The sequence below is a fragment of the Sporosarcina sp. So3-204 genome (assembly GCF_058068165.1).
In genome coordinates this window covers 1,068,613-1,092,009 of the sequence record NZ_CM176485.1, presented here as the reverse complement: position 1 = coordinate 1,092,009, position 23,397 = coordinate 1,068,613, and the positions used below count along the sequence as shown (strand labels likewise).

General features: G+C 37.6%; 19 protein-coding genes. All 19 read right to left on the bottom strand.

Annotated features, from left to right (window positions below):
* Nucleotide 1: 1 nt before the first annotated feature.
* Entirely contained in the window at nucleotides 2-1,564 is a 1,563-nt protein-coding gene (gene rny, locus AC3RV6_RS05235; RefSeq protein WP_489748405.1) for a ribonuclease Y, read from the bottom strand.
* A gap of 227 nt (nucleotides 1,565-1,791) precedes the next feature.
* The gene (recA, locus tag AC3RV6_RS05230) at nucleotides 1,792-2,853 is read right to left on the bottom strand and encodes a recombinase RecA (protein WP_489748404.1); all 1,062 of its coding nucleotides are present in this window, start codon (nucleotides 2,851-2,853) and stop codon (nucleotides 1,792-1,794) included.
* A 295-nt stretch (nucleotides 2,854-3,148) separates the two neighbouring features.
* Complete coding sequence (locus tag AC3RV6_RS05225; RefSeq protein WP_489748403.1) at nucleotides 3,149-4,396, bottom strand: competence/damage-inducible protein A; 1,248 nt, start codon at nucleotides 4,394-4,396, stop codon at nucleotides 3,149-3,151.
* A 14-nt stretch (nucleotides 4,397-4,410) separates the two neighbouring features.
* Nucleotides 4,411-4,989 carry a CDP-diacylglycerol--glycerol-3-phosphate 3-phosphatidyltransferase gene (gene pgsA, locus AC3RV6_RS05220; RefSeq protein WP_489748402.1) on the bottom strand — a complete coding sequence of 193 codons (579 nt, stop codon included), beginning with the start codon at nucleotides 4,987-4,989 and terminating at the stop codon, nucleotides 4,411-4,413.
* 46 nt (nucleotides 4,990-5,035) lie between these two features.
* Nucleotides 5,036-5,917: a helix-turn-helix domain-containing protein gene (locus AC3RV6_RS05215; protein ID WP_489748401.1), complete on the bottom strand. Its 882-nt coding sequence runs from the start codon at nucleotides 5,915-5,917 to the stop codon at nucleotides 5,036-5,038.
* 16 nt (nucleotides 5,918-5,933) lie between these two features.
* Nucleotides 5,934-6,749: a DUF3388 domain-containing protein gene (locus AC3RV6_RS05210; protein WP_489748400.1), complete on the bottom strand. Its 816-nt coding sequence runs from the start codon at nucleotides 6,747-6,749 to the stop codon at nucleotides 5,934-5,936.
* A 105-nt stretch (nucleotides 6,750-6,854) separates the two neighbouring features.
* Nucleotides 6,855-7,589, bottom strand: coding sequence for an elongation factor P 5-aminopentanone reductase (gene ymfI, locus AC3RV6_RS05205; RefSeq protein WP_489748399.1), 735 nt, complete (start codon nucleotides 7,587-7,589; stop codon nucleotides 6,855-6,857).
* Nucleotides 7,576-8,880 (bottom strand): EF-P 5-aminopentanol modification-associated protein YfmH, encoded by a 1,305-nt coding sequence (yfmH, locus tag AC3RV6_RS05200; RefSeq protein ID WP_489748398.1) that lies wholly within the window; start codon nucleotides 8,878-8,880, stop codon nucleotides 7,576-7,578. Before yfmH ends, ymfI begins: the two co-directional genes overlap by 14 nt.
* The gene (yfmF, locus tag AC3RV6_RS05195; protein WP_489748397.1) at nucleotides 8,858-10,156 is read right to left on the bottom strand and encodes an EF-P 5-aminopentanol modification-associated protein YfmF; all 1,299 of its coding nucleotides are present in this window, start codon (nucleotides 10,154-10,156) and stop codon (nucleotides 8,858-8,860) included. The genes yfmH and yfmF overlap by 23 nt, the downstream gene beginning before the upstream one ends.
* 132 nt (nucleotides 10,157-10,288) lie before the next feature.
* The gene (locus AC3RV6_RS05190; RefSeq protein WP_489748396.1) at nucleotides 10,289-11,248 is read right to left on the bottom strand and encodes an ABC transporter permease; all 960 of its coding nucleotides are present in this window, start codon (nucleotides 11,246-11,248) and stop codon (nucleotides 10,289-10,291) included.
* Between the two features lies 1 nt (nucleotide 11,249).
* A complete protein-coding gene (locus tag AC3RV6_RS05185) occupies nucleotides 11,250-12,296 on the bottom strand; it encodes an ABC transporter permease (RefSeq protein WP_489748395.1) in 1,047 nt (348 codons plus the stop codon).
* Nucleotides 12,289-13,857 carry an ABC transporter ATP-binding protein gene (locus tag AC3RV6_RS05180; protein WP_489748394.1) on the bottom strand — a complete coding sequence of 523 codons (1,569 nt, stop codon included), beginning with the start codon at nucleotides 13,855-13,857 and terminating at the stop codon, nucleotides 12,289-12,291. The genes AC3RV6_RS05185 and AC3RV6_RS05180 overlap by 8 nt, the downstream gene beginning before the upstream one ends.
* Nucleotides 13,858-14,115: 258 nt before the next feature.
* Nucleotides 14,116-15,228: a BMP family lipoprotein gene (locus AC3RV6_RS05175; RefSeq protein WP_489748393.1), complete on the bottom strand. Its 1,113-nt coding sequence runs from the start codon at nucleotides 15,226-15,228 to the stop codon at nucleotides 14,116-14,118.
* A 47-nt stretch (nucleotides 15,229-15,275) separates the two neighbouring features.
* A complete protein-coding gene (locus AC3RV6_RS05170; protein ID WP_489748392.1) occupies nucleotides 15,276-16,007 on the bottom strand; it encodes a GntR family transcriptional regulator in 732 nt (243 codons plus the stop codon).
* 148 nt (nucleotides 16,008-16,155) lie between these two features.
* Complete coding sequence (locus AC3RV6_RS05165; RefSeq protein ID WP_489748391.1) at nucleotides 16,156-18,486, bottom strand: DNA translocase FtsK; 2,331 nt, start codon at nucleotides 18,484-18,486, stop codon at nucleotides 16,156-16,158.
* Between the two features lie 279 nt (nucleotides 18,487-18,765).
* Nucleotides 18,766-20,433 (bottom strand): ribonuclease J, encoded by a 1,668-nt coding sequence (locus AC3RV6_RS05160; RefSeq protein ID WP_489748390.1) that lies wholly within the window; start codon nucleotides 20,431-20,433, stop codon nucleotides 18,766-18,768.
* Between the two features lie 109 nt (nucleotides 20,434-20,542).
* Complete coding sequence (gene dapA, locus AC3RV6_RS05155; RefSeq protein ID WP_489748389.1) at nucleotides 20,543-21,433, bottom strand: 4-hydroxy-tetrahydrodipicolinate synthase; 891 nt, start codon at nucleotides 21,431-21,433, stop codon at nucleotides 20,543-20,545.
* A gap of 236 nt (nucleotides 21,434-21,669) precedes the next feature.
* Nucleotides 21,670-22,707, bottom strand: a complete 1,038-nt coding sequence (locus AC3RV6_RS05150) for an aspartate-semialdehyde dehydrogenase (RefSeq protein WP_489748388.1) — start codon at nucleotides 22,705-22,707, stop codon at nucleotides 21,670-21,672.
* Between the two features lie 97 nt (nucleotides 22,708-22,804).
* The gene (locus AC3RV6_RS05145; RefSeq protein ID WP_489748387.1) at nucleotides 22,805-23,395 is read right to left on the bottom strand and encodes a dipicolinate synthase subunit B; all 591 of its coding nucleotides are present in this window, start codon (nucleotides 23,393-23,395) and stop codon (nucleotides 22,805-22,807) included.
* Between the last annotated feature and the right edge of the window lie 2 nt (nucleotides 23,396-23,397).

The following is a 23,397-nucleotide window of genomic DNA, read 5'->3' as shown; positions in this document are numbered from 1 at the left end:
ATTATTTTGCGTAATCAACCGCACGCGTTTCGCGGATAACTGTTACTTTTATATGACCTGGATAATCTAATTCTTCTTCAATTCGTTTTCGAATATCTCTTGCCAATCGATGCGCAGTAATATCATCAATCACATCAGGACGAACGATAATTCTTACTTCGCGTCCAGCTTGAATAGCAAACGATTTCTCAACGCCTTCATATGATTCCGAAATTTCTTCAAGCTTTTGTAACCTACGAATATAGTTTTCTAACGTCTCGCTTCTTGCACCTGGTCTTGCAGCTGATAATGCATCCGCTGCTGCGACTAGCACCGCAATAACTGATGTTGCTTCTGTATCGCCGTGGTGAGAGGCAATACTATTAATGACAACAGGATGTTCTTTATATTTCGTACCTAGTTCTACACCGATTTCAACGTGGCTTCCTTCTACTTCATGATCAATTGCTTTACCAATATCATGTAGTAATCCGGCACGTCTTGCGAGTGTAACATCTTCTCCAAGTTCAGCAGCTAATAAACCTGTTAAATAAGCTACTTCTATTGAATGTTTAAGTACGTTTTGTCCATAACTAGTCCTGAAATGGAGTCTTCCAAGTATCTTGATTAGGTCTGGGTGAAGATTATGAACACCTATATCAAAAGTTGTTTGTTCTCCCTTTTCACGGATCAGTTCATCAACTTCACGTCTTGATTTATCAACCATTTCTTCGATACGTGCCGGATGTATCCGACCATCTTGCACAAGTTTCTCAAGAGCAAGCCTAGCAATTTCTCGGCGTACAGGATCAAATCCTGACAAAATAACTGCTTCTGGTGTATCGTCAATAATCAGGTCGATACCTGTTAATGTTTCAAGCGTCCGAATATTACGTCCTTCACGGCCAATTATACGGCCTTTCATTTCGTCATTCGGTAAGTTTACTACTGATACTGTCGTTTCGGCAACATGATCTGCTGCAAAACGTTGCACGGCAGTGGACAGGATTTCTCTTGCTTTTTTGTCCGACTCTTCTTTTGCTTGCAACTCTGATTCTTTCGTCATAACAGCAATATCTGTCGCAAGCTCTTTTTCAACTTCACTAAGAATTAACTGTCTAGCATCTTCTCTCGTAAGTAAAGATATTTTCTCAAGTTCCTCTTTTTGAACATTAACTAGTTCTTCCGCTTTGCGTTCCATCTGTTCCATATGCTGTTGTCTTCCGGTTAACGCTTCTTCCTTGCGCTCCAGACTCGCTTCCCTTTTGTTGAGAGCGTTCTCTTTGCGGTCCAAATTCTCTTCCCGCTGTAAATGACGGTTTTCCTGCTTTTGCAGTTCAGCACGTCTATCACGGATTTCAGATTCCGCATCAATTCTAAGTTTGTGAGTTTCATCCTTCGCTTCCAGCAGTACCTCTCTCTTCATAGCCTCCGCTTCTCTTTTCGCCTCTTCGACGATTGTTTCGGCTGAGTATCTGGCACCTGTCACTTTTGAATCGTTCACTTTCCTATTAACAAAATAGATAACAACGGCACCGACGATGAAACCGAGCAAAGCGGAGATGATAATTTCAAACCCTGACATCCTGGTCACCTCCTCCTGCTATTCTTTTCATTTTTTAGTCGGCACGTACATCAGCGTTCAATATACTGCCAAAATAATTTCATATATGGTATGCAATTATACAACTCCAATTGTATCTATGTAAAAATCAACTGTCAAGGTTTCGGAAGCACTGCTTTTCATTTAATTATTTGACAAAATAAAATTGGTTCATCCTCATAAGAGCATGAACCAATTCCTTTTAGCAATTATTTCTCTTTTTCAACGATTAGTTCAGACTCTATATCTTCAAGTTCAACTTTCTCGTCAACTACTAAAGCTTCTCCACCAAGACCAAATGATGCACGAATCTTACCATCAATTTCTGCTTTAATATCTGGATTTTCAATAAGGAATTGTTTCGCATTTTCACGTCCTTGGCCTAGTCGTTCACCTTCATATGAATACCAAGAACCACTTCTTTGAACAACTTCAGCTTCAGTACCTAAATCTACAATTTCACCTTCTTGTGAAATCCCTAAACCATACATAATATCCACTTCTGCTTGTTTAAAAGGAGGAGCTACTTTATTTTTCACGACTTTAATACGTGTTTTATTTCCAACGATGTCATTCCCTAGTTTTATTGCTTCTCCTCTACGTACTTCAAGTCGTACAGAAGCATAGAATTTAAGTGCACGTCCACCAGGGGTAACCTCTGGATTACCAAACATTACGCCAACTTTTTCACGAATTTGGTTAATAAAAATGGCGTTTGTTCTTGATTTATTAATTGCACCTGATAGTTTACGGAGTGCTTGAGACATTAAACGAGCTTGTAACCCTACGTGTGAAGCACCCATCTCGCCTTCTATTTCGGCCTTTGGTACTAACGCTGCAACTGAGTCAATAACAACAATATCAATTGCACCACTTCTAACGAGGGCTTCTGCAATTTCAAGTGCTTGTTCACCTGTATCCGGTTGTGATAATAGAAGCTCATCTATATTAACACCAAGTCTTTTTGCATATTCAGGGTCAAGTGCATGCTCTGCGTCTATAAATGCTGCTTGACCTCCTTCAGCCTGTGCTGCTGCTATTGCATGTAGTGCAACTGTCGTCTTACCAGAACTTTCAGGTCCATAAATCTCAACAACTCTTCCACGTGGATAGCCACCAACACCAAGTGCTATATCTAATGCAAGTGATCCACTTGAAGTTGTTAATATTGCACGATCAGTTTTCTCACCTAGTTTCATAACCGATCCTTTACCAAACTGTCTTTCTATTTGTTTCAATGCCATATCTAATGCCGCTTGACGATCTTTCAAAGATATTGCCTCCCTCGATATAAGTTCCTGTTTTTCTTTCTATCTTTACTATACCTCTTTATAATAAAATACACAACAAAAAAGCGAACGCTTATTCGATTAATTTTATGACTTTTGATTTTTAATTGATAAACGGCTTGATTTATAAGTTTTAAATGAGAATCTAATGTAATTTTTAATTTTCCTTTGTTCAATCAATTTCATAATTGGGTTATATTGCTACACCACCAAAATATATAGTTGAGTTGAAGCGTTCTCAAACTATATATTGCGTGGTTGTAGCAGATTAAGGTCATTATGAAATTGATTCTGTTAAGTATTTAATTAAATAATAAAGTGTAAAGCGAGCAGCTCTTAAACGATTTGTATTACGTGAGCCTGATAAAGCTAATTTATATGTTTTCGGCGACATGCCTTCCGCTACTATACCAATCCAAACTGTTCCAACTGGTTCACCATCATGTGCTGTAGGACCCGCTGCACCCGTAATTCCAACGCCAACAGATGTATGAAACTTTTTTCTGACCTGTACAGCAAGCGCTTCTGCACACTCACTACTAACAATGCCATATTTATCTAGTGTTTCTTTTGAAAGACCAAGCTGCTCGATTTTCGCTTCTTCATTATAGACGACAATCCCGCCCATAAGTGAAGAACCAATCCCCGGTTCATCTGCAAGTTCTGCCATAAAAAGACCTGCCGTCAAACTTTCGGCTGCCGCTAACGTCAAGCCATTTTTACTAAGAAGATCTGCCGTCTTTGATGATAATGTATCATCATCAATGCCGTAAATAAACTCACCAACGATTGAACGTATTTCAGTCTCTATCGGATCTATTAGCTCATTTGCTTCAACGTTACTACTAGCTTTTGCGGTTATTCTTAATGTGACTGCATCTGCAGTAGCAAGGGGCGCAACTGTTGGATTCGTTTGTCTCTCCAATATACTTTGAATACGATGTTCAAGTTCCGCCTCACCAATTCCATAAAACTTGAGTACACGTGAAATAATTACTTCTTCCTTGCCATTTACGCCCATTAGAAATGGTGTAACTTCATTTTCAAACATCGGCTTCAATTCATGAGGGGGGCCTGGAAGAAGAATATAATAAACACTATCCTTTTCTACCGCCATTCCTGGTGCCATTCCCGTAGAATTTTTAAGAACTAATGCATCTTTAAAAACAAGAGCCTGTTTTTTATTATTCTCAGTCATAGTTCTGCCACTACGTTTGAAATATTGCTCTATTTGTTCAAGTGCATCATTATTATAAAGAAGCTCCAAACCTATATGGCTAGCGATTGTTTCCTTCGTCATATCATCTTTCGTTGGCCCTAATCCACCAGAGAATATAAGCACATCAGCACGCTTTTCAGCATTCTTAATTACTTCTTCTAACCTACCTGGATTATCTCCAACAACTGTATGATAATGAACATCTGCGCCAATTTCAGCTAATCTTGAAGAAATAAATGTTGCATTGGTATTAGTTATTTGACCAAGAAGTATTTCAGACCCTACAGCAATAATTTCTACTTTCAAATTTTTCCCTCTCCTTACATGGATACTAATAATACTTTCCTGTTTTTATAAAAGTAATCCACACCTGACCAAATAGTGAAAACAAGTGCAATATAAAGCATAATTGTACCGAATGGAACACCTATTGATTCGAAATAAACATTATTTAATAATAACGAAACAATAGCAATTATTTGAGTTACGGTTTTTATTTTTCCTAGCTGATTAGCGGCAACAACTTCTCCGCCACCTGCTAGAATGAGTCGAAGACCGGTTACGGCAAACTCACGGCTAATTATTACGATGACTATCCACGAAGGCGCCGTTCCAAGTTCGACGAGTATTATAAATGCTGCAGAAACAAGCAATTTGTCCGCCAACGGATCAAGAAACTTCCCCATATTCGTGACAAGTTTATATTTCCTTGCAATATAGCCATCAAGCCAGTCTGTTACAGATGCAAATATGAATATTAAACCGCCAATTAAGTGCTCTATCTTCAGTTCGGTATTAATAAAAACAACATTTCCAAAGCCAAAATCAACGAGCATAAACATTACAAATACTGGTATAAGTAAGACACGAGATATAGTGATTTTATTTGGGAGATTCACTGTAAATACCATTCCTTTCAAAGAAAATAGTCATCTATATAGATGACTATTGCTCTTTCTTGTATTCAATAATAACATTTTGTGGAATACGATCTATAACATATTCAACTAACTCACCATTAACATAGATTTCTGCTGCTTTATAATTACCAACACGAATTCTAACTGAATCAGTATCCGTTGCATCAATTTCCACTTTATCCCCTGCGCCCATTGTATACGCACCAGTAGGAGCTGGCATAATTTCCTGTGAAGCCGAATTTAAAACACTCATCCAAGAAGCATCTGATGTACGAATTTCTATTTTAAACTCTTTTGCACCAGTCAATAAATACATTGAGTTTTGTCCATCTGTACTGCTACTTTGAAGTGCTTGTTCAACTTTTTCAGGTTCAGATTCAGGTTTAATATCTGCATCTGGTTGTTTTTCATTTTCATCTTTTCCAACTTCACTGTCCAATTCAGTATCAAGTTTTTGTTGGTCTTCTACTTTAATTTGTTCCTCGGGATTCGCTTCAGGCAACTTATTACCTGCTTGATTTGCATTCAAAAACCATATTACAACAATTGCCACTATAACAAACAACGCAAAAATAATCTTAGGCATCATTTTTGTAATTTCGCTTGATCTCCTGGCATTACTTCTTCTAAGCGTTGGTGAAGCTAGTTGTCGCTCTTCGTCTTCAGGTAAAATCGCCTCTGGACTTTCTTTATACAATAAAAGCATCTCATCCGAATCAAGACCGACAGCTTCTGAATACTGTTTTATGAAAGCCCGCACATAAAATGATCCTGGCATCATCCCGTATTCTTCATTTTCAATACTAGATAAATATCTTTTTTGTATTTTTGTTATAGACTGCAAATCATCCAACGTAAATCCTTTTGCTATTCTCGCCTCTTTAAGACGATCACCTAATCCGGTCATTTAAAACACCTACCTATCAAAGATTGAAGATATTGAACTCACCCATTGCACCCTGGTTAGCTTGGTTTTTCTCCATCATTTCGTATGTAATCTCTTGATCAGGATCAGTTCTGAGTTCAATGATGTAATCAAAATCTTCAATACTGTATTCTGAATGTTGTACAAATATATCTGGATGTTCGACTACTTTTATAGATGGAAGTCGCATCATTTCACGGACAAGTTGTAGATGTCGCTCATCCGATGCTTTTCTGGAAACAATACCATCAAGAATAAATATATTATTGCTTGAAAATTCATCTCCGGCAAGCGTATTTCTAACCGTTTGTTTAATCATTGTTGAAGAAAGGAATATCCACTTTTTATTTGCACAAACACTAGCTGCAACAACTGACTCAGTCTTCCCAACACGTGGCATTCCACGAATTCCAATTAATTTATGACCTTCTTCTTTAAATAGCTCAGCCATAAAATCGACAAGTATGCCGAGTTCACTACGAAGAAAATGGAAAGTTTTCCTTTCCTCAGCATCACGTAAAATATAACGACCATGTCGTACAGCTAATATATCACTTAATTTTGGTTCACGAATTTTGGTCAACTTAATCATATCCATTGTAGAGGCAATTTGTACAAAACGTTCGATTTGCGCATCATCCTCGGTGGTCAACAGCATTCCACGATGGCCTCCACTATCAGACCTAACAATACCACCATCTACACTGTTAATCATCGTTATATTAACGCGTAACATACCAAGTAAAGAAGCAATATCACCGAGAAGACCAGGTCGATTTATTTGAATTTCATATTCAAGATACCATTTACCCAATAACTTCACTCCTCCCATAAACATTAAGACGATCATAAAAACTACTTAGTTCCATACTATCGGATTAATGTCGTTAAGAAAAGGAATAATGGATGATTTTTCATTTTATATATGCCAACCGCCATTTACTTTCATTATTTCACCTGTCATATAGTCAGCCTTGCCATTTACAAGGAAATTGACTGCTTCGGCAACGTCTTGCGGAGTACCTTCTGTCATAAGTGGAATTTCATCCAGAACAAACTGTCGATCTTCCGGAGATATACTACTATTCATTCTCGTTTCAATCCACCCTGGTGCAACGGCATTCACTCGAATTCCTGAGTATGCGGCTTCTTTTGCATACGCTTTAACAAAAGCATGTTGCGCACCCTTAACAGCGGAATACATTACCTCACCAGCAGCACCAGTACTTCCCCAAATTGAACCTACGAAAACCACATATGAAGTACGATTACTTCGCAATTGCGATGAAACTAATCCAATAAATTCGGCTGGATTTTGCATATGTACTTTCCAAAGTGCATCCATGTCCGCAGATGTTGTTTCTGTTAATAACTTATACATCGATTGACCATTGGCAACGACTACAGCTTGCACAGTCTGAATTTTCTCAGCTAGTTTTGCTGCACCATTTACTTTCGATAAATCAGATTGAAGAATATTAAATTCTAATTCGGGGTAAGTTTTAACTAATTCAGATTGAAGGAGTTCTGCTTGTGCTTCATTTTCGTTAAAATGAATATAAATCGACCATCCGGTCAGGGCAAGTGTTTTACATATAGCTTGCCCTATTTCACCTGATGCACCAAGAACGACGGCTGTTTTATTTTGCTTCATTTTTATCTGCTGGTATAACTGTAAATACCGTATGGCCACAATCATCGCTAAATGTTTTAAAAGCCATTTGCAAGTCAGTCATAACAACCTTTTCTAATGTTGGTACGACATCAAATAAGTTCATATTATTAAACGCATAATGGGTAAATTGATTTGCAATAAACTCTATAGAATTTAATGACCGCATAAAGTGACCAATTTTCCGCTTTCTCAATCGATCAAGACTTTCTTCATTAATGGACCACGATTTTTCAGTATCTTTCATCGTTTGACGAATTGCCGCTTCAAGGGCTTCCGGTTTATCGGTATCAGATGCAATTAAAATAAATCCAAAACCATCTTCTAAAGAATAACTATAAGAAAATGATTCATCAATAAGTCCATCTTTATAGGCAGCAGTAAAGAACTCTGATGATCTTCCGAATAATATATCAAGCACAAGCTCGGATGCCGTTTCCTGCATCAGCATTTCTTCACCTGAAATAAACTCATTTGTACATTTCATTCCGAAGCTAAATTTAGGCTTAGTTACATCCATTTTCAAGAAACGAACTGGTGTTGCTGCCGTTTTCGGTTCATTTGGAAATTTACGTATAATTTCACTAGGTTCATCAAATTCTTTTTGATCTTGATTACTTTTAATAAACGCCATCATTTTTTCTGGATCAACAGAACCTACAACGAAAAGAACCATATTTGATGGATGATAAAATGTATTATAACATTCATATAAATGCTCTGCCGTAATATCAGTAATGGATTCAACGGTTCCCGCAATATCAATTCTTACAGGGTGTTCGTGGAACAAGTTTTCAATTGTTCCAAAATATAAACGCCAATCGGGTAGATCATCATACATTGTGATTTCCTGGGCAATAATTCCCTTTTCTTTCTCAACTGTTTCCTCAGTGAAATAAGGCTGCTGTACGAAATCTAATAGTATTTCCGTGTTTTCATACAATTTATCTGTCGCAGAGAATAGATAAGATGTTCTTGTAAAAGAAGTAAATGCATTTACAGATGCCCCATTAACGCTAAACTTTTGGAATACATCTCCTTCTTCTTTTTCAAACATTTTATGTTCTAGGAAATGAGCAACACCATCCGGTACTATGACAGCTTCTTTTTTACCTAGTGGAACAAATTCGCGGTCAACAGAACCATATTTCGTTGTAAAAGTCACATACGTTTTTGAAAACCCACGTTTCGGTAAAATATATACATCGAGGCCATTTTCAAGTTTTTCATTATATAGTACTTCCTGCAAATTATCGAATTGTACTTTCTTCACTAACAGCAGCCTCCTTTCCAGATAATAAATATACGATTTCCAAATTAATATTAGACGCCATTTCAATAACGTCTTCCTTCGTAACCGCTTCCCATTTCGCAATTATTTTATCCGCAGTGAAATGCTCATCTAATTCTTTATATTGGTCGAATATTTCAATTTGTCCTCTTGCTGAATCAAATGCACTTGTAATACTATTTTTCAACAATGCTATCGTTTGTTGAAGCTCTAAATCGCTTACATCTCCACTTTGCAGCACTTTAAGCTGTTCTTTAATTAAACTAACAGCTTTTTCTTCTAGTTCTGCATCTATACCCGCCATTACATAAATAAAACCGTAATGTGAAGAATAAGAACTAGATGCATAATAAGCCATACTTTCTTTTTCACGAACATTCATAAATAATTTACTATGAGCAAAACCACCAAATATTCCATTCGTTACTTGCATTTTTGAATAATCTGGATGATGAAACGTTATAGGTGTTGTAAAGCCCATATGAAGTTTCCCTTGTTTCATTGCTTGTTGTTCTCGTATTTGTTTAGGCTTAGCCAAAGGTATAGCTAATTCTGGTGTGAAAGCATTATTTTGACGGCTAGTACGCGGTTTAAAATCAAGTGCTTTTTTCATTTTATCTGCAATTTCTTCTTCATCGATATCACCAACAACATAAATATCAATTTCATCTTCGTTAATCATTGATTTATACGCTGCAAGAAGTTTTGCGTTTGTAAGTGCTTTAACATCCTCTTCTGTACCATCCGAGGAAGCTGAAACTGGAGAATTCGGTCGGATAATTTCTAGCATACGTTTTTGCGCATAGCTCGTCTTATCATCATACTGAGAACGAATTCTTTCAGTTACCGATTTCTTTTCACGTTCTACGATTTCAGTATTAAAACTGCCTTCTTCAAAATTCGGATCAAAAATAACAGTCTTAATCAGCTCAATGGTTTCGTCAATAACGCCACCATCTGTTAAATATTCATCGTTTACACTTTCAACATTTAAAGAGACAGTATGCGTATCTGCACGTTTAGATACATCTGTATAAAGCACAGTACCATACATATCATCTAGTTTGTTGCGTAATTTACTTTGTGTACGATACAATGCATTCGAATCTTGTAATATATTTGCCAAGACAGCACGAGCGGATGACTTTCCGTTCTCTAAATCACTTTTCCACTTTACTGAGAAGTTGACTGTCTTGAATTGATTGGACCTACGAACGTATAAATTGACACCTTGCTGTAAACTAATTTTATTGAACATCATATACACCTCTGTTTTTGTTAATATGCTTAATCCTCACTACACTATACATTTTATATCGTAGAACTTGCAAAGAAAAACCGCCTGAAGTATTTTAAAACGACACTTCAGGCAGTTGAAAAATTTATTTTATTAACGTTGTCCCTTAATATAAGGTTGTCCATTCGCTTTTGGTGCATTGGCTCTACCAATAAAACCAGCAAGCGCAAGTATTGTTAAAACGTAAGGTAGAATATGCAAATAAACGGTTGGTATATTTTGGACGAATGGAATTTGCGGAGCACTAATTGCCAACGCTTGAGCAAAGCCAAAGAACAATGCTGCTCCCATAGCACCAATAGGATGCCATTTACCAAAAATCATGGCAGCAAGCGCCATAAAACCTTGACCATTAATTGTAGCACTTCCAAAGTCATTCGTAGTTGTAATTGCATAAACAGCTCCGCCGATTCCTGCCAGCCCACCAGAAATAATTACTGCGATATAGCGGGTCTTTGTAACGTTAATCCCCATTGTATCCGCGGCCATTGGATGTTCTCCAACGGAACGAAGACGCAAACCAAATGGCGTTTTGTAAATAATAAACCAAGCTAACAATGCGACAGCAATCGCTAAAATTGACGTACCATAAACTGTTTTGAAAAACATTGGTCCTATAAAAGGGATGTCTTTTAATATAGGAAAATCAAAGCGTGGAATCTTTCTTTGAATTAAATCAGTTTGCCCTTTTCCATATATCATCTTCACAGAGAATAATGCGATTGCAATACCTAACATATTTATCGCTACACCAGATACAACTTGATCTGCACGAAAAGTAATCGAGGCAACCGCATGCATTATTGAAAAGATCGCCGAGAAAGCCATTGCGGCAAGAATTGCAAACCAAGGTGTCCAAGCTCCGAATGTATCTGAATAAAATAAGGTAAATACAATCCCAACAAATGCGCCCATTACCATAAGTCCTTCAAGCCCGATGTTAACAACTCCGGATCTTTCAGAAAATACGCCCCCGATTGCTGTAAAAATAAGAGGTGCTGCATAAGCGATTGTTACTGGAACGATAAAGTATAATATTTCAAGAAAGCTCATATCATTTCGCCTCCTTTTTCTTACTCATACGGTTTATCGCTACGCGAATGATATAGCCGGATGCGACAAAGAAAATGATGAGTGCAATTACAATTGAAACAATTTCAACAGGAATATTAGCAGCATTCGGCATATTATTTGAACCATATTTTAGTGACCCTAGTAGCGTTGCACCAAAGACAACACCCAGTGGCGTATTTGCCCCTAGTAATGCTACAGCAATTCCATCAAACCCGATGCCTGTAAATCCACCACTAATTGACATATTACCAAATGTCCCTAATGCTTGCATCGCTCCAGCAAGTCCAGCGAAGCCACCTGAAATAACCATTGAGAGAACAATGTTTTTATTGACATTCATACCAGCATATTGTGAAGCATGATCATTAAATCCTACTGATTTTAATTCATAACCTGTTTTCGTTTTCTCAAGTATAAACCACATAACAATTACCATCGCAAGCGCAACGAGTATACCGTAATGTAGTGTTGAATAATCGGTTAAGTTAGACAGAAATTCTGAACGAAGTGAAGCAGTTTGATGAACTTTTTCAGTTTTAAAACTTCCGCCTGAAACCGTTTTTATAAGTGCATTAACTACATGGAGTGCAATATAATTCATCATAATTGTGACGATAACTTCGTGGACACGCAATGTTGCTTTCAAAATCCCCGGTACAAGTCCCCATAAAGCACCTGCAACTGCAGCAGCAATTAAAGCCAACGGTAGATGTATAATTTTTGGTAATTCAACAATCATTCCTACATAGGCTGCAGCAAACCATCCAACCATTAATTGTCCTTCTACACCAATATTAAATAGACCTGTTCGAAATGCAAAAGCAACAGCAAGACCAGCAAGGATATAAGGACTAATCTGTCTAATTGTTTCGCCTATTGAATAAACATCACCAAATATTCCATTCCATAGCGCAATATATCCTTTTACTGGGTCATATCCACTAACTACCATAACGATAGCTCCTACTAGTAAACCTAATATTATAGAAATAACTGGAACTAGTAAATTAACAAATCTATTAGACATCCTTACTGTCACCTTCTTTCAAAACAACTTCTTCACCAACAACAATCATTTCATCTTTCGTATGACCCGCCATTAGTAGACCAAGTTCTGATTCCGTCGTTAGGGTCGGATCAACAATATCAATGATTTTTCCATCATAAATAACTGCCACTCGGTCAGAAACATTCATGACCTCGTCAAGTTCATAAGAGATTAGAAGAACTGCTTTTCCTTGATCTCTTTGTTCAATTAGTTTTTTGTGAATAAATTCAATTGCGCCAACATCTAACCCACGCGTTGGTAAGGCAGCAATCAATAATTCTGGATTGCGGTCTATTTCACGACCAATAATTAACTTTTGCTGATTACCACCAGACAGTGAACGTGCAAAGGCATGCTCTCCTTGTGTTCGTACGTCATACATCTCAATAATTTCATTCGCTTTTTTTGAAACAAGTGGATAATTCATAATGCCTCTTTTTGATATTGGTTCTTGATAATAAGTCTGTAATACTGCATTATAACCAACAGTGAAATCCAAAACAAGGCCGTGTTTATGCCTATCTTGTGGAATATGTCCGATACCAGTTTCCGTAATATAACGCGGAGATTTGCCCGTAACATCTTTATCATTAATCATGATTTTACCGTTTTTAATTTTTCGAAGTCCCGTAATCGCTTCTATTAGCTCTGATTGGCCGTTCCCGCTAATACCTGCAATACCTACAATTTCACCTCTCTTTACAGAAAGATTTAATTCTTTGACTTTATTAATGCCGCGGTTATCGTTAACGACTAAATTCTCAACTCTCAACACTTCTGTAGTTGGATGGGCTGGTCCTTTTTCTGTTTTAAAAGTAACTTGACGTCCAACCATTAGTGTCGCTAGTTCTTCAGGATTTGTTTCAGCTGTGGTAACTGTTCCAATTCCTTTTCCTTTTCTAATGACAGTAACGCGATCCGATACATCCATAATCTCTTGCAATTTATGAGTAATTAATATGATTGATTTTCCTTCTTTGATAAGCTTTTTCATTATTGATATCAGTTCTTTTATTTCTTGTGGTGTTAAAGAGGCTGTTGGTTCATCAAAAATCAGTATTTCTGCTCCTCGATAAAGCGTTTTCAAAATTTCTACACGTTGCTGCATACCAACTGAAATATCTTCAATCTTAGCATTCGGATCAACGTTTAATCCATATAACTTAGATATCTCCGCTACCTTTTTAGATGCACTTTTAATATTAACGACACCAAATCTTTTTGGTTCATTTCCCAAAATAATATTTTCGGTTACAGTTAAATTTTGAACAAGCATAAAGTGTTGATGGACCATTCCGATTCCAAGTTTATTCGCTACATTTGGATCAGTAATGTTTACTTTTTTTCCGCGCACAAGAATTTGCCCATCTTCTGGTTGATAAAGTCCAAAAAGAACGTTCATCAAAGTGGATTTCCCAGCACCATTTTCACCTAAAAGCGCATGTATTTCGCCCTTTTCTAATTGAATGGTTATGTTATCGTTCGCAACAAAGGTGCCGAATTCTTTTCTAATATTCAGCATTTCTATGACGTATTCCAATGAGTTCACTCCCTCATTCTGTATTCTTGTAAATATGATTATATAGATATTATCCAACTTACTAACACTGCATGTTCTACCAAACTACTAATATTTTGATTAACAGAAAGCGTTATCATTTTAATCGTCTACTCATAAATCTAGCAAAAAATTAATACAAGAAAGGATTTCGAATGCGAAAACCTTTCTTGTATTAACTTACATAATTGTTAAATAAAGGCCAGATAGTTCTGGCCTTTATAGATTGCTAATTTTTTATTACTTTTTAGGTTGTTCAGGAACTACAATTTCACCGCTTGCAATTTTATCCATAAACTCCTGGATTTGTTTAAGTGCTTCTTCTGATAATGCACCACGTGCATCTGCAAGTCCAACGCCTTCTTCAGCAAGACCGTAAACAATCGTTTCTCCGCCTGGGAATTCGCCTTTCATTGAAAGTTCAGAAATGCTTTCAACAGCAATATCTACACGCTTCATTGCTGAAGTTAATGTAATATTGTCGTCGCCAACTTGTCCTTCATCGTATTGATCTGAGTCAACACCAATAACCCAAACATTGGCTTCTTTGTCAGCAGTTTTTCTTTCTTTTGCTTCTGCAAATACACCATTACCCGTACCACCAGCAGCGTGGAAAATAACGTCAATGCCAGAAGAATACATTAAGTTAGCAGTTGCTTTACCAAGTTCAGCTTTGTCAAAAGCACCTGTATAAGTAGATTCTATTTCGATATCAGGATTAACAGCTTTAACACCTTCTTCAAAACCTGCTTGGAAACGTTCAATAACATTAATTTCCATACCACCAACAAAGCCTACTTTGTTAGACTTTGTTGTAAGTGCTGCAGCAACACCCGCCAAGTAGCCAGCTTCTTGGTCTTTAAACAAAATACTTGCAACGTTTGGCTGCTCAACAACACCATCAATAATTGCAAAGTGTGTATCTGGTTTTTGACTTGCAATTTCATCAACTGCGTCAGCAATAATAAAACCTACACCAAAGACTAAATCAAAATCACGACGGACTAAGTTATTTAGGTTAGGCGTGTAATCTGAATCATCTTCTGACTGAAGATAATCGAAGCCACCGTCGCCTTTTTCCATATTATTAGCTGCTCCAAAGTCTTGGATACCTTTCCAAGCAGATTGGTTAAATGATTTGTCATCTATTCCACCAACATCTGTAACCATTGCTACTGAAAAATCACCAGCTTCTTCAGGTTTTTCTTCAGGAGTCGTACCTGTTTCCTCTTCTACTTTATCTGTTTCTTTTTCTGTCTCATCGTCTTTTGCCTTATCCGCTCCACATGCGCCAAGTAACAAACCTAGTGCTAGTAAAAATGATAGTGCTAGTCCAAATTTAAATTTTTTCAATTTTGAACCTCCCCATTCTTTTTATATTAGTATGACGCGAATGCGCCTTATACCCTTTTCCGCATAACATGAAAATTGAATTTATCCGCTCGAAAATAATTCTTCGAGTACAGAACCATTTCTCCCTCTTCACTATAATGACGCTGTAAAAGTACAAGTAGAGGTACATCAAATCCACAACGTAAAATTGGAGATGCAATATCATCATAACCTAATGGCTCGATATATGTCATTGCTTGATCAATTCTTATTTCTCCCGATAGTTCAATTGCATCAAATATAGACATATTTAATAATTCATTAGATCCTACAGGAAAATTTTTGGATAGAATCTGGTCAACACAATAGACAACGGGATTACCGTCGGCAGTTCGGACTCTTTTTATCGTTACAAGTTCTTCATTATCTTTATCATTCAGGTCGAATTGCGTCATTTCCTCTACTGTTGGTTTTGTAATTGTAATATCCAAAAGTATCGTACCTGGCTCCATTCCCGCTTCTTGAATCATTGTAGAAACACTGGATAACTTTTCAATGCCAGAAGTGAATAATGGCTTTGGATTAACAAACATACCCATACCTTGATTTTGCACAATTACTTTTTCTGCCTCAAGTATTTGTAGTGCTCTGCGAATGATTAAACGTTCAACACCCAGTTCTTGAGCGAGTTCGTATTCAGTAGGAAATCGTTCGTTATCCTTAAATAAACCTAGCTTAATATCATTTTTTAAACGCTCAACAACTTGCGAACACAAATGGCTTTGATTCGCGTCTCCCATGTTTACTTCCCCGCCTCTAGATGATTAGACTTATAATTTCGGATATCGCTAAACACTATAACACTAACATTTACCAAAATAAACACTTAGCGAATATATTATTTTAATTACATTTAATATTATACCATAAATTACGACTGATTCTCTTTTAATAATTCAAATCATTATTATCTTTACTAACGAGAACTTGTCTCGGTCTACTTCCATCAGGAGGTCCAACAACACCTCTTGCCTCCATCTGATCTACAATTCGTGCTGCCCGTGAATAACCAACCCTAAAACGTCGTTGTAGCATTGATACGGAGGCTGTTTGCATTTCTACAACTAATTGAACTGCATCATCATACAATTCATCAGTCTCTTCATGCGGAGGCACTTCGACAATATCCGTCGGAATCATCTCCTCTTGATATTGCGCTTTTTGTTGTTCAATAACAAAATCAACAACAGCCTCCACTTCGCTATCCGATACAAATGCTCCTTGAATACGAATAGGCTTAGATTTACCGGCAGGAAGGTATAGCATATCCCCTCTACCTAATAATTTTTCTGCACCACCACTGTCTAATATCGTTCTTGAATCAATTGCAGAGGATACTGCAAATGCTATACGCGATGGAATATTTGCTTTAATAACACCGGTAATGACATCCACACTTGGTCTTTGTGTCGCAATTATTAAATGAATACCGGCTGCGCGTGCCATTTGAGCAAGTCTGGTAATTGAATCCTCAACATCACTTGATGCAACCATCATCAAATCTGCTAATTCATCAACAATTACCACTATATACGGCATATGCGGATGCTTTTCTTCATTTTCGACATTCCAACGATCAATATGCGCATTATAACCTTCAAGATTTCGTGTACCTGTATGAGAAAATAATTCATACCGGCGTTCCATCTCAGAAACAACCTTTTGAAGTGCCTGTGATGCTTTGCGCGGATCTGTTACTACAGGTGCCAAAAGATGAGGTACGCCATTGTATACGTTAAGCTCAACCATTTTAGGATCTATCATCATCATTTTCACTTCATGCGGTTTTGTTCTTAAGAGCAAACTAATAATAATACCGTTTATGCAAACACTTTTCCCACTACCTGTTGACCCTGCAATGAGCATATGTGGCATTTTATTCAATTCTGCCAAGATTGCTTGTCCTGTAACATCACGACCAAGGGAGATGAGTAGTTTCGCGTTTGGATTATCATTTTCTTTCGCTTCAATTACTTCTCTGAGACTCACTATTGCAATATCACTGTTAGGTACTTCTATACCAATTGCTGATTTACCTGGAATTGGCGCTTCAATTCGAATACCACTTGCAGCAAGCGCAAGCGCAATATCATCAGAGAGGCTTACAATGCGGCTAACTTTAACACCGACATCAGGTAGTACTTCATACTTTGTAACAGCTGGTCCTAAATGAACCTGTGTCACACGTGCTTTTACACCAAAACTAAGGAATGTACTTTCTAGTTTTTGTGCATTTGCTTGAATCGAGTCATATTCTGCCGACTGATCATTATGAGGCGTGTCAGTAAGTAAAGTTGATGGCGGTAAAATATAGGATTCATTTTCCTCTTCACCAGTGACACCAGTATATCCAGTTGTTTCTTCCGGACTTAGTGGTTCATCATTACTGACTGGTTTCTCAAGTACGGTTTCCACAGCTGCATTTCTTTCAATACGCTCACTGAATGCAGAGATGATTGGTTGAGACTGTGGTTCATCTTGGGGTACTATTTTATCATCAAGTGGCTCATTTAACTGCTCATTTTTTGTCTTAGAAGCGCTTTTCTTTGTTCGACTCGCACGTGTCGTCTTAACAGGTTTTTCCTTGCTTGTTTTACTGGCGATAGCCGATTTGATGGATTCATAAAACTTCGGTAAAGCTTCAGCTATATATGGCACAAGTGCTTTTCCGGTAAGGAGGACAATGCCTATTAATAGTAATAAAACGCCAGCTACTGTAGCACCAGAAGAGTCAAACATTGAATGGAACATAGCGAAAAGAAAAGCCCCGACCATACCACCGCCGAGCGCACCACTTCTTGACGAAATTCCATCATTAATCATAAGTACTTTCCACGTTTCCTTAAGAGCTGAATCCGACATTAGTACACGACTTTCATATAGCTCTTTGAATAGATAGACATGACTAAAAAGGGTGAAACTCGCAAGGATAAACAAGCAACCAACTAAGATTCTATTTTTCCAGCCACCCAATTTGCGCATTATCATAAAAATAAGCGCTTGGGTAATTAAGAGTAAAGGAACAGCACTATACCAGTTACCTAGTAAAAACATAGAAAAGGATGTCAGACTTCTACCTACAACACCAAATTCAAACATTATAATAATTGCTAAACCTATCATTGCTAAGCCAGTAACCTCGTATATTAAAGGATGGACGCCTAACGCCTTTTTTTTCTTGGCATTTTTTTTACCTCTTTGCTTTTTCTTTCTCGCCATTGGTCTCCCCCTTTCTTTAGAAAAAGGATTTCCAGCCGTTCAGACGGCAAGGAAATCCTTTGTTTTTGCTCAGATAACTATAAAACCTCGCACATGTAGATGACTTTTTAATTTAAGAATCCACGTCCAGACTCCAGCGCCTAGCCCCTCGAGGTCACAAACTACTTTGCCAGGTGCGAGGGATAGCGTTCAATCCCTCCTTGGTGGCTGAGGAACTGCCTCCTCGCAATGAATCTTGTGCTTGTCGGGGCTGAACAGGCGCTTGCGATTTTGATCTTATTAGTATTCCATAATAATCGGGATAATCATTGGTCTTCTCTTCGTCTGTTGGTATAAGTATGAACTAAGCGTATCCCTAATCTCTTGCTTTATACTTGTCCATTCAAACGACTTTTTAGCCACATGCTTCTCAACAATATTTTCAACAAGCAATTTTGATTCATTAAACAACTCTTCAGAATCGCGTACATAAACGAATCCTCGTGAAATAATCTCAGGACCTGAAGCAATTCTTTTCTGTTTACGACTTAATGTTATAACAACTGTAAAGATACCGTCCTGAGATAGGAGTTTACGATCGCGAAGAACGATATTCCCCACATCTCCAACACCGATACCATCGATTAAAACATTACCTGCTTGAACGCGTCCACTCATACGCATTTTGTTGTTTTTATATTCAACAACATCACCTTTATCAGCGATAAATACACTAGTCTTTGGTAAACCCGTCTGTTGCGCTAACTTCGAGTGCGCCATTAACATTCTATATTCACCTTGAATAGGTATAAAATATTTTGGTTGCATTAGATTCAACATTAACTTCAAATCTTCTTGACTACCATGACCAGAAACATGGACTTTCTTACTTGATGTCAGCACTGTTGCGCCATTTTTCGCTAAATCATTCATCGTTTGGTTCATCGATACTTCCATACCAGGTGATGGTGTAAATGTAATTAGAACAGTATCCGTCTCTTTAATACGGATATCTTTATGGTGTTTACGAACAATTTTCGAAAGCGCATCAAGCGGCTCTCCTTTATTACCAGTAACAATTATTACAACGTTTTCATCTTCATATTTATCAATATCACTAACTGGAATTACAATATCTTCTTCAATCGAAAGATAGCCTAAATTCACGCCTACTTCGAAATAACTTTCCAAACTTTTCCCAACTACAGCCACTTTTTTACCTGTTTCATGCGCTGTATCAAATACTTGTTGGATCCGAATAAAGTTAGAAGCATATAGTGCAACTAGAATTCTGCCTTCTGCACCATGAAATGTCTTAGATAAATGACTTTCTATAACAGATTCAGAAGTCGTGTATCCAGGTCGTTCTGCTTCTGATGAATCTGACATGAGGATAAATACGCCTTTTTCACCAAGTCCCGCCATTTTAGAAATATCAGGTCGATATTTCCCTTTCGCAGCTTGGTCAAACTTAAATTCACCAGTGTGAACAATTGCTCCTTCACTTGTATTGAAAACAATCCCAAGTGAATCTGGAATACTATGAGTAGTATTGAAAAACGTAACATATGTGCAGTCGAAATTCATACGACTCTTGTTTGTAACTTCAAAAAACTTCACTGTTGATGGAGCAGGCATTTCTTTTAAATGTTCTTTAGCCAAAGCGATTGTTAGTTTAGATCCGTAAATCGGCGGCTGTACTTTTTGTAATAAATAAGCAAGCGAGCCGATAGCATCTTCATGACCATGTGTTAAGAAAATTCCTTTAACGCGGTCTTTATTTTCTTCAATATACGTAATATCTGGAACGACGATATCAATTCCAAGCATTTCACTTTCTGGAAACATCAACCCTGCATCTACTATAAATAGTTCTTCATCAATTTCAATAACATACATTGCTTTCCCGATTTCTCCAACTCCACCGAGGGGGATAATCCTAATTACTTCGTTTTTTGTTCTCGTCACTTTTCTTCCTCCTAAATTCTAATTCCCGTTCATAACGACTAGGTTTCATTATACGGTACGAAACGATTCTGTACAAACAAAAAAAGCCGGTAGTATATACCGGCTTTTTTTAAGCATATATATCTTGGTTTTTTTTGAAGCTTTCCCACACTATATCAAATGTTTCGTTTGGCTCATCCAATCCAACTAATGGCAGCCTTACACCACCTGTATGAACCCCTAATTTCTTCAAAGCATACTTAACTAGTACAGGATTAGGCAAAGCAAATAAAGCTCTAAATAAAGGCAGCAAATTTCTATGCATAGCTGCTGCTTCTTTAGTACGCCCATCAAGGAATGCGTTGACCATCTTTTGCATTTCATTTCCAACGACATGCGCTGAAACGGAAACAATTCCGTCCCCACCAATTGCTAGTATAGGCAATGTTAAACCATCATCTCCACTATAAACAGAAAACCCATCATCCGTTTGACTAATAATGGCAGCCATCTGTTCCAAGTCGCCACTTGCTTCTTTTACAGCACGAATATTAGCAATCTTCGACAAGGCGATTGCCGTTTCACTAGACATATTAACAACAGAGCGGCCAGGTATATTGTATAAAAGAACAGGTAATCTAGTTACACCAGCTATAGTCGAAAAATGAGCATACAATCCCTTTTGATTCGGCTTATTGTAATAAGGAGTGACAAGCATGATGCCATCAGCTCCGAGTTCTTCAGCTGATTTTGTTAACTCAATAGACTCAGCTGTTGAATTAGTACCTGTTCCCGCAATAACCGGGATGCGCTTCTTCACCTTATCAATTGTAAAAGCAAGTAGCGCATTCTTTTCTTCTGATGTCAAAGTAGGAGATTCCCCAGTAGTACCAGAAATAATCAAAGAATCCGTTCCATTCGCTATTAGATGCTCTATCAAAATTGCTGTATGCTCATAATCAATATTACCATCAGATAAGAACGGTGTAACCATAGCGGTCGAAATTCGTCCTAGTTCCATAGTTAGTTGCCCTCTTTCATAGTCAATCAATTTCGCCTTGGCGTAATTGCGTCCAGATTTTTTTCGAGTTTACTCGAAAAACTCCCCTAAAAATCTGTGACATCCAGGAGGAATTGGACTTCATTCCTCCCTGGAGGCTTTACTTAATTCATCCGGGGTTTGAACCCCCACTGACAGAAAAAACGTTCGCATTCATCTCACCACTTATAGAAGTGGGAGACTTCTGCTGAATTCAGTTAAATAGTGTTCTTTTTCAGCAAATCCTCAGCAATTTGAACTGAATTTAACGCTGCACCTTTTAATAGATTATCAGATACTATCCACAAGTGAAATCCTGCTGGATGATCTGGATCTTTACGTACACGCCCAACAAATACATCATCTTTACCTTCAGCGAATAAAGGCATTGGGTACGACTGATTTGCTGGATCGTCTACAACGGTAACACCAGGTGCACCTTGAAGAATTTTATGGATATCTTCTACAGATACACCATTCTTTTCAACTTCAATATAAACTGATTCAGAATGTCCTGAAACGACTGGAATTCTAACGCATGTTGCAGCCACTTGGAGTTCTTTCATACCAAAAATCTTTTTTGTTTCATTTATCATTTTAAGTTCTTCAAGTGTATATCCAGATGAATCAAACGAATCGATTTGTGGAATCACATTGAATGCAATTGGATAATGATGTTTTGCACCAGCAGATGGTAATACTTTTGCTTCGATGGATTGACGATCCTCAAACTGCTTACTTTGATTATCAAGCTCATCAATTGCTTCAATTCCAGCGCCAGATACCGCTTGATAAGTTGAGACGATTACTCGCTTCAAACCAAACTTTTTGCGAATCGGTTCCAATGCAGTGACCATTTGAATCGTCGAGCAATTCGGATTTGCAATAATACCTACCCGCTCATTCAATAAATCTCCATTTACTTCTGGAACAATAAGTGGAATATTATCTACCATTCTAAACGCACTCGTATTATCAATGACCACTGCACCTCTTGCAACAGCTTCATTAGCAAACATTTTCGAAATTTCCCCACCCGCACTAAAAAAGGCGACGTCAATATTATTAAATGAATCTGCAGTTGTTTCTTCGACTATAAATTTCTTATCTTGTGCCGAAATCTCTAAGCCTGCTGATCTTTTTGAAGCTAATAACTTGATTGAACTTGCTGGAAAATTACGATCAAGTAATTTTTCTAAAATAGTCGTACCAACTGCACCCGTCGCTCCGACGATTGCCACTTTCACTGTCTTCATAAGAGTATCTTCCTTTCAGCATATAAAGTCTTTTATGGAAAGATTATATCATAAAATACAGCACCAATGTCGGAACCTACACATTCCTTATGAATTATTATGAGTGATTGTGAATTATTAATAGTGGTTGCAGTTGATTTTTTTGAAGCGCAGCGGCTGCAGAAGGGACCATTAGTGAGAAGTCCGAAATGAGTGAGTTTGGTTTTTTAAATGGATCATCCTGTCCAAAAGGGATAAAGAAGACATTTTTCATATTGAGTAGTTTCATAATATTAACACCATTTAAACCAAGTGCATCATTTGTTGAGATACCTAGAAGTACGGGATCTCCATTTCGAAGTGTTGCCTTTGCACCCATTAACACAGGTGAATCAGTCGAAGCATTTGCAAAACGACTGATTGAATTACCTGTCATAGGTGCAATAATCATAATATCTACAGGCGTTGATGGTCCAAACGGCTCTGCACCAACTATCGTCGAAATTACTTTTTCACCTGTTGCTTCTTCAATCTTAGCAATCCATTCTTCCCCTGTACCAAAACGTGTTGCTGCAGTAAGAACAGAGTGTGTAATAACCGGCACAACTGTGGCTCCCGCGTCTATTAAAGAATCTATAACAGGAATTATTTCTTCATACGTACAATGCGAGGCTGTAATACCTAGGCCTACTCTTTTTCCTTGTAACATGT

Coding starts and splice junctions, on each gene's coding strand:
- rny (WP_489748405.1), bottom strand. CDS start 1,564: ATGTCAGGGTTTGAAATTATCATCTCCGCTTTGCTCGGTTTCATCGTC.
- AC3RV6_RS05215 (WP_489748401.1), bottom strand. CDS start 5,917: ATGACCGGATTAGGTGATCGTCTTAAAGAGGCGAGAATAGCAAAAGGA.
- ymfI (WP_489748399.1), bottom strand. CDS start 7,589: ATGAAGCAAAATAAAACAGCCGTCGTTCTTGGTGCATCAGGTGAAATA.
- yfmF (WP_489748397.1), bottom strand. CDS start 10,156: ATGTTCAATAAAATTAGTTTACAGCAAGGTGTCAATTTATACGTTCGT.
- AC3RV6_RS05190 (WP_489748396.1), bottom strand. CDS start 11,248: ATGAGCTTTCTTGAAATATTATACTTTATCGTTCCAGTAACAATCGCT.
- AC3RV6_RS05185 (WP_489748395.1), bottom strand. CDS start 12,296: ATGTCTAATAGATTTGTTAATTTACTAGTTCCAGTTATTTCTATAATA.
- AC3RV6_RS05170 (WP_489748392.1), bottom strand. CDS start 16,007: ATGGGAGACGCGAATCAAAGCCATTTGTGTTCGCAAGTTGTTGAGCGT.
- AC3RV6_RS05165 (WP_489748391.1), bottom strand. CDS start 18,486: ATGGCGAGAAAGAAAAAGCAAAGAGGTAAAAAAAATGCCAAGAAAAAA.
- dapA (WP_489748389.1), bottom strand. CDS start 21,433: ATGGAACTAGGACGAATTTCGACCGCTATGGTTACACCGTTCTTATCT.
- AC3RV6_RS05150 (WP_489748388.1), bottom strand. CDS start 22,707: ATGAAGACAGTGAAAGTGGCAATCGTCGGAGCGACGGGTGCAGTTGGT.
- AC3RV6_RS05145 (WP_489748387.1), bottom strand. CDS start 23,395: ATGTTACAAGGAAAAAGAGTAGGCCTAGGTATTACAGCCTCGCATTGT.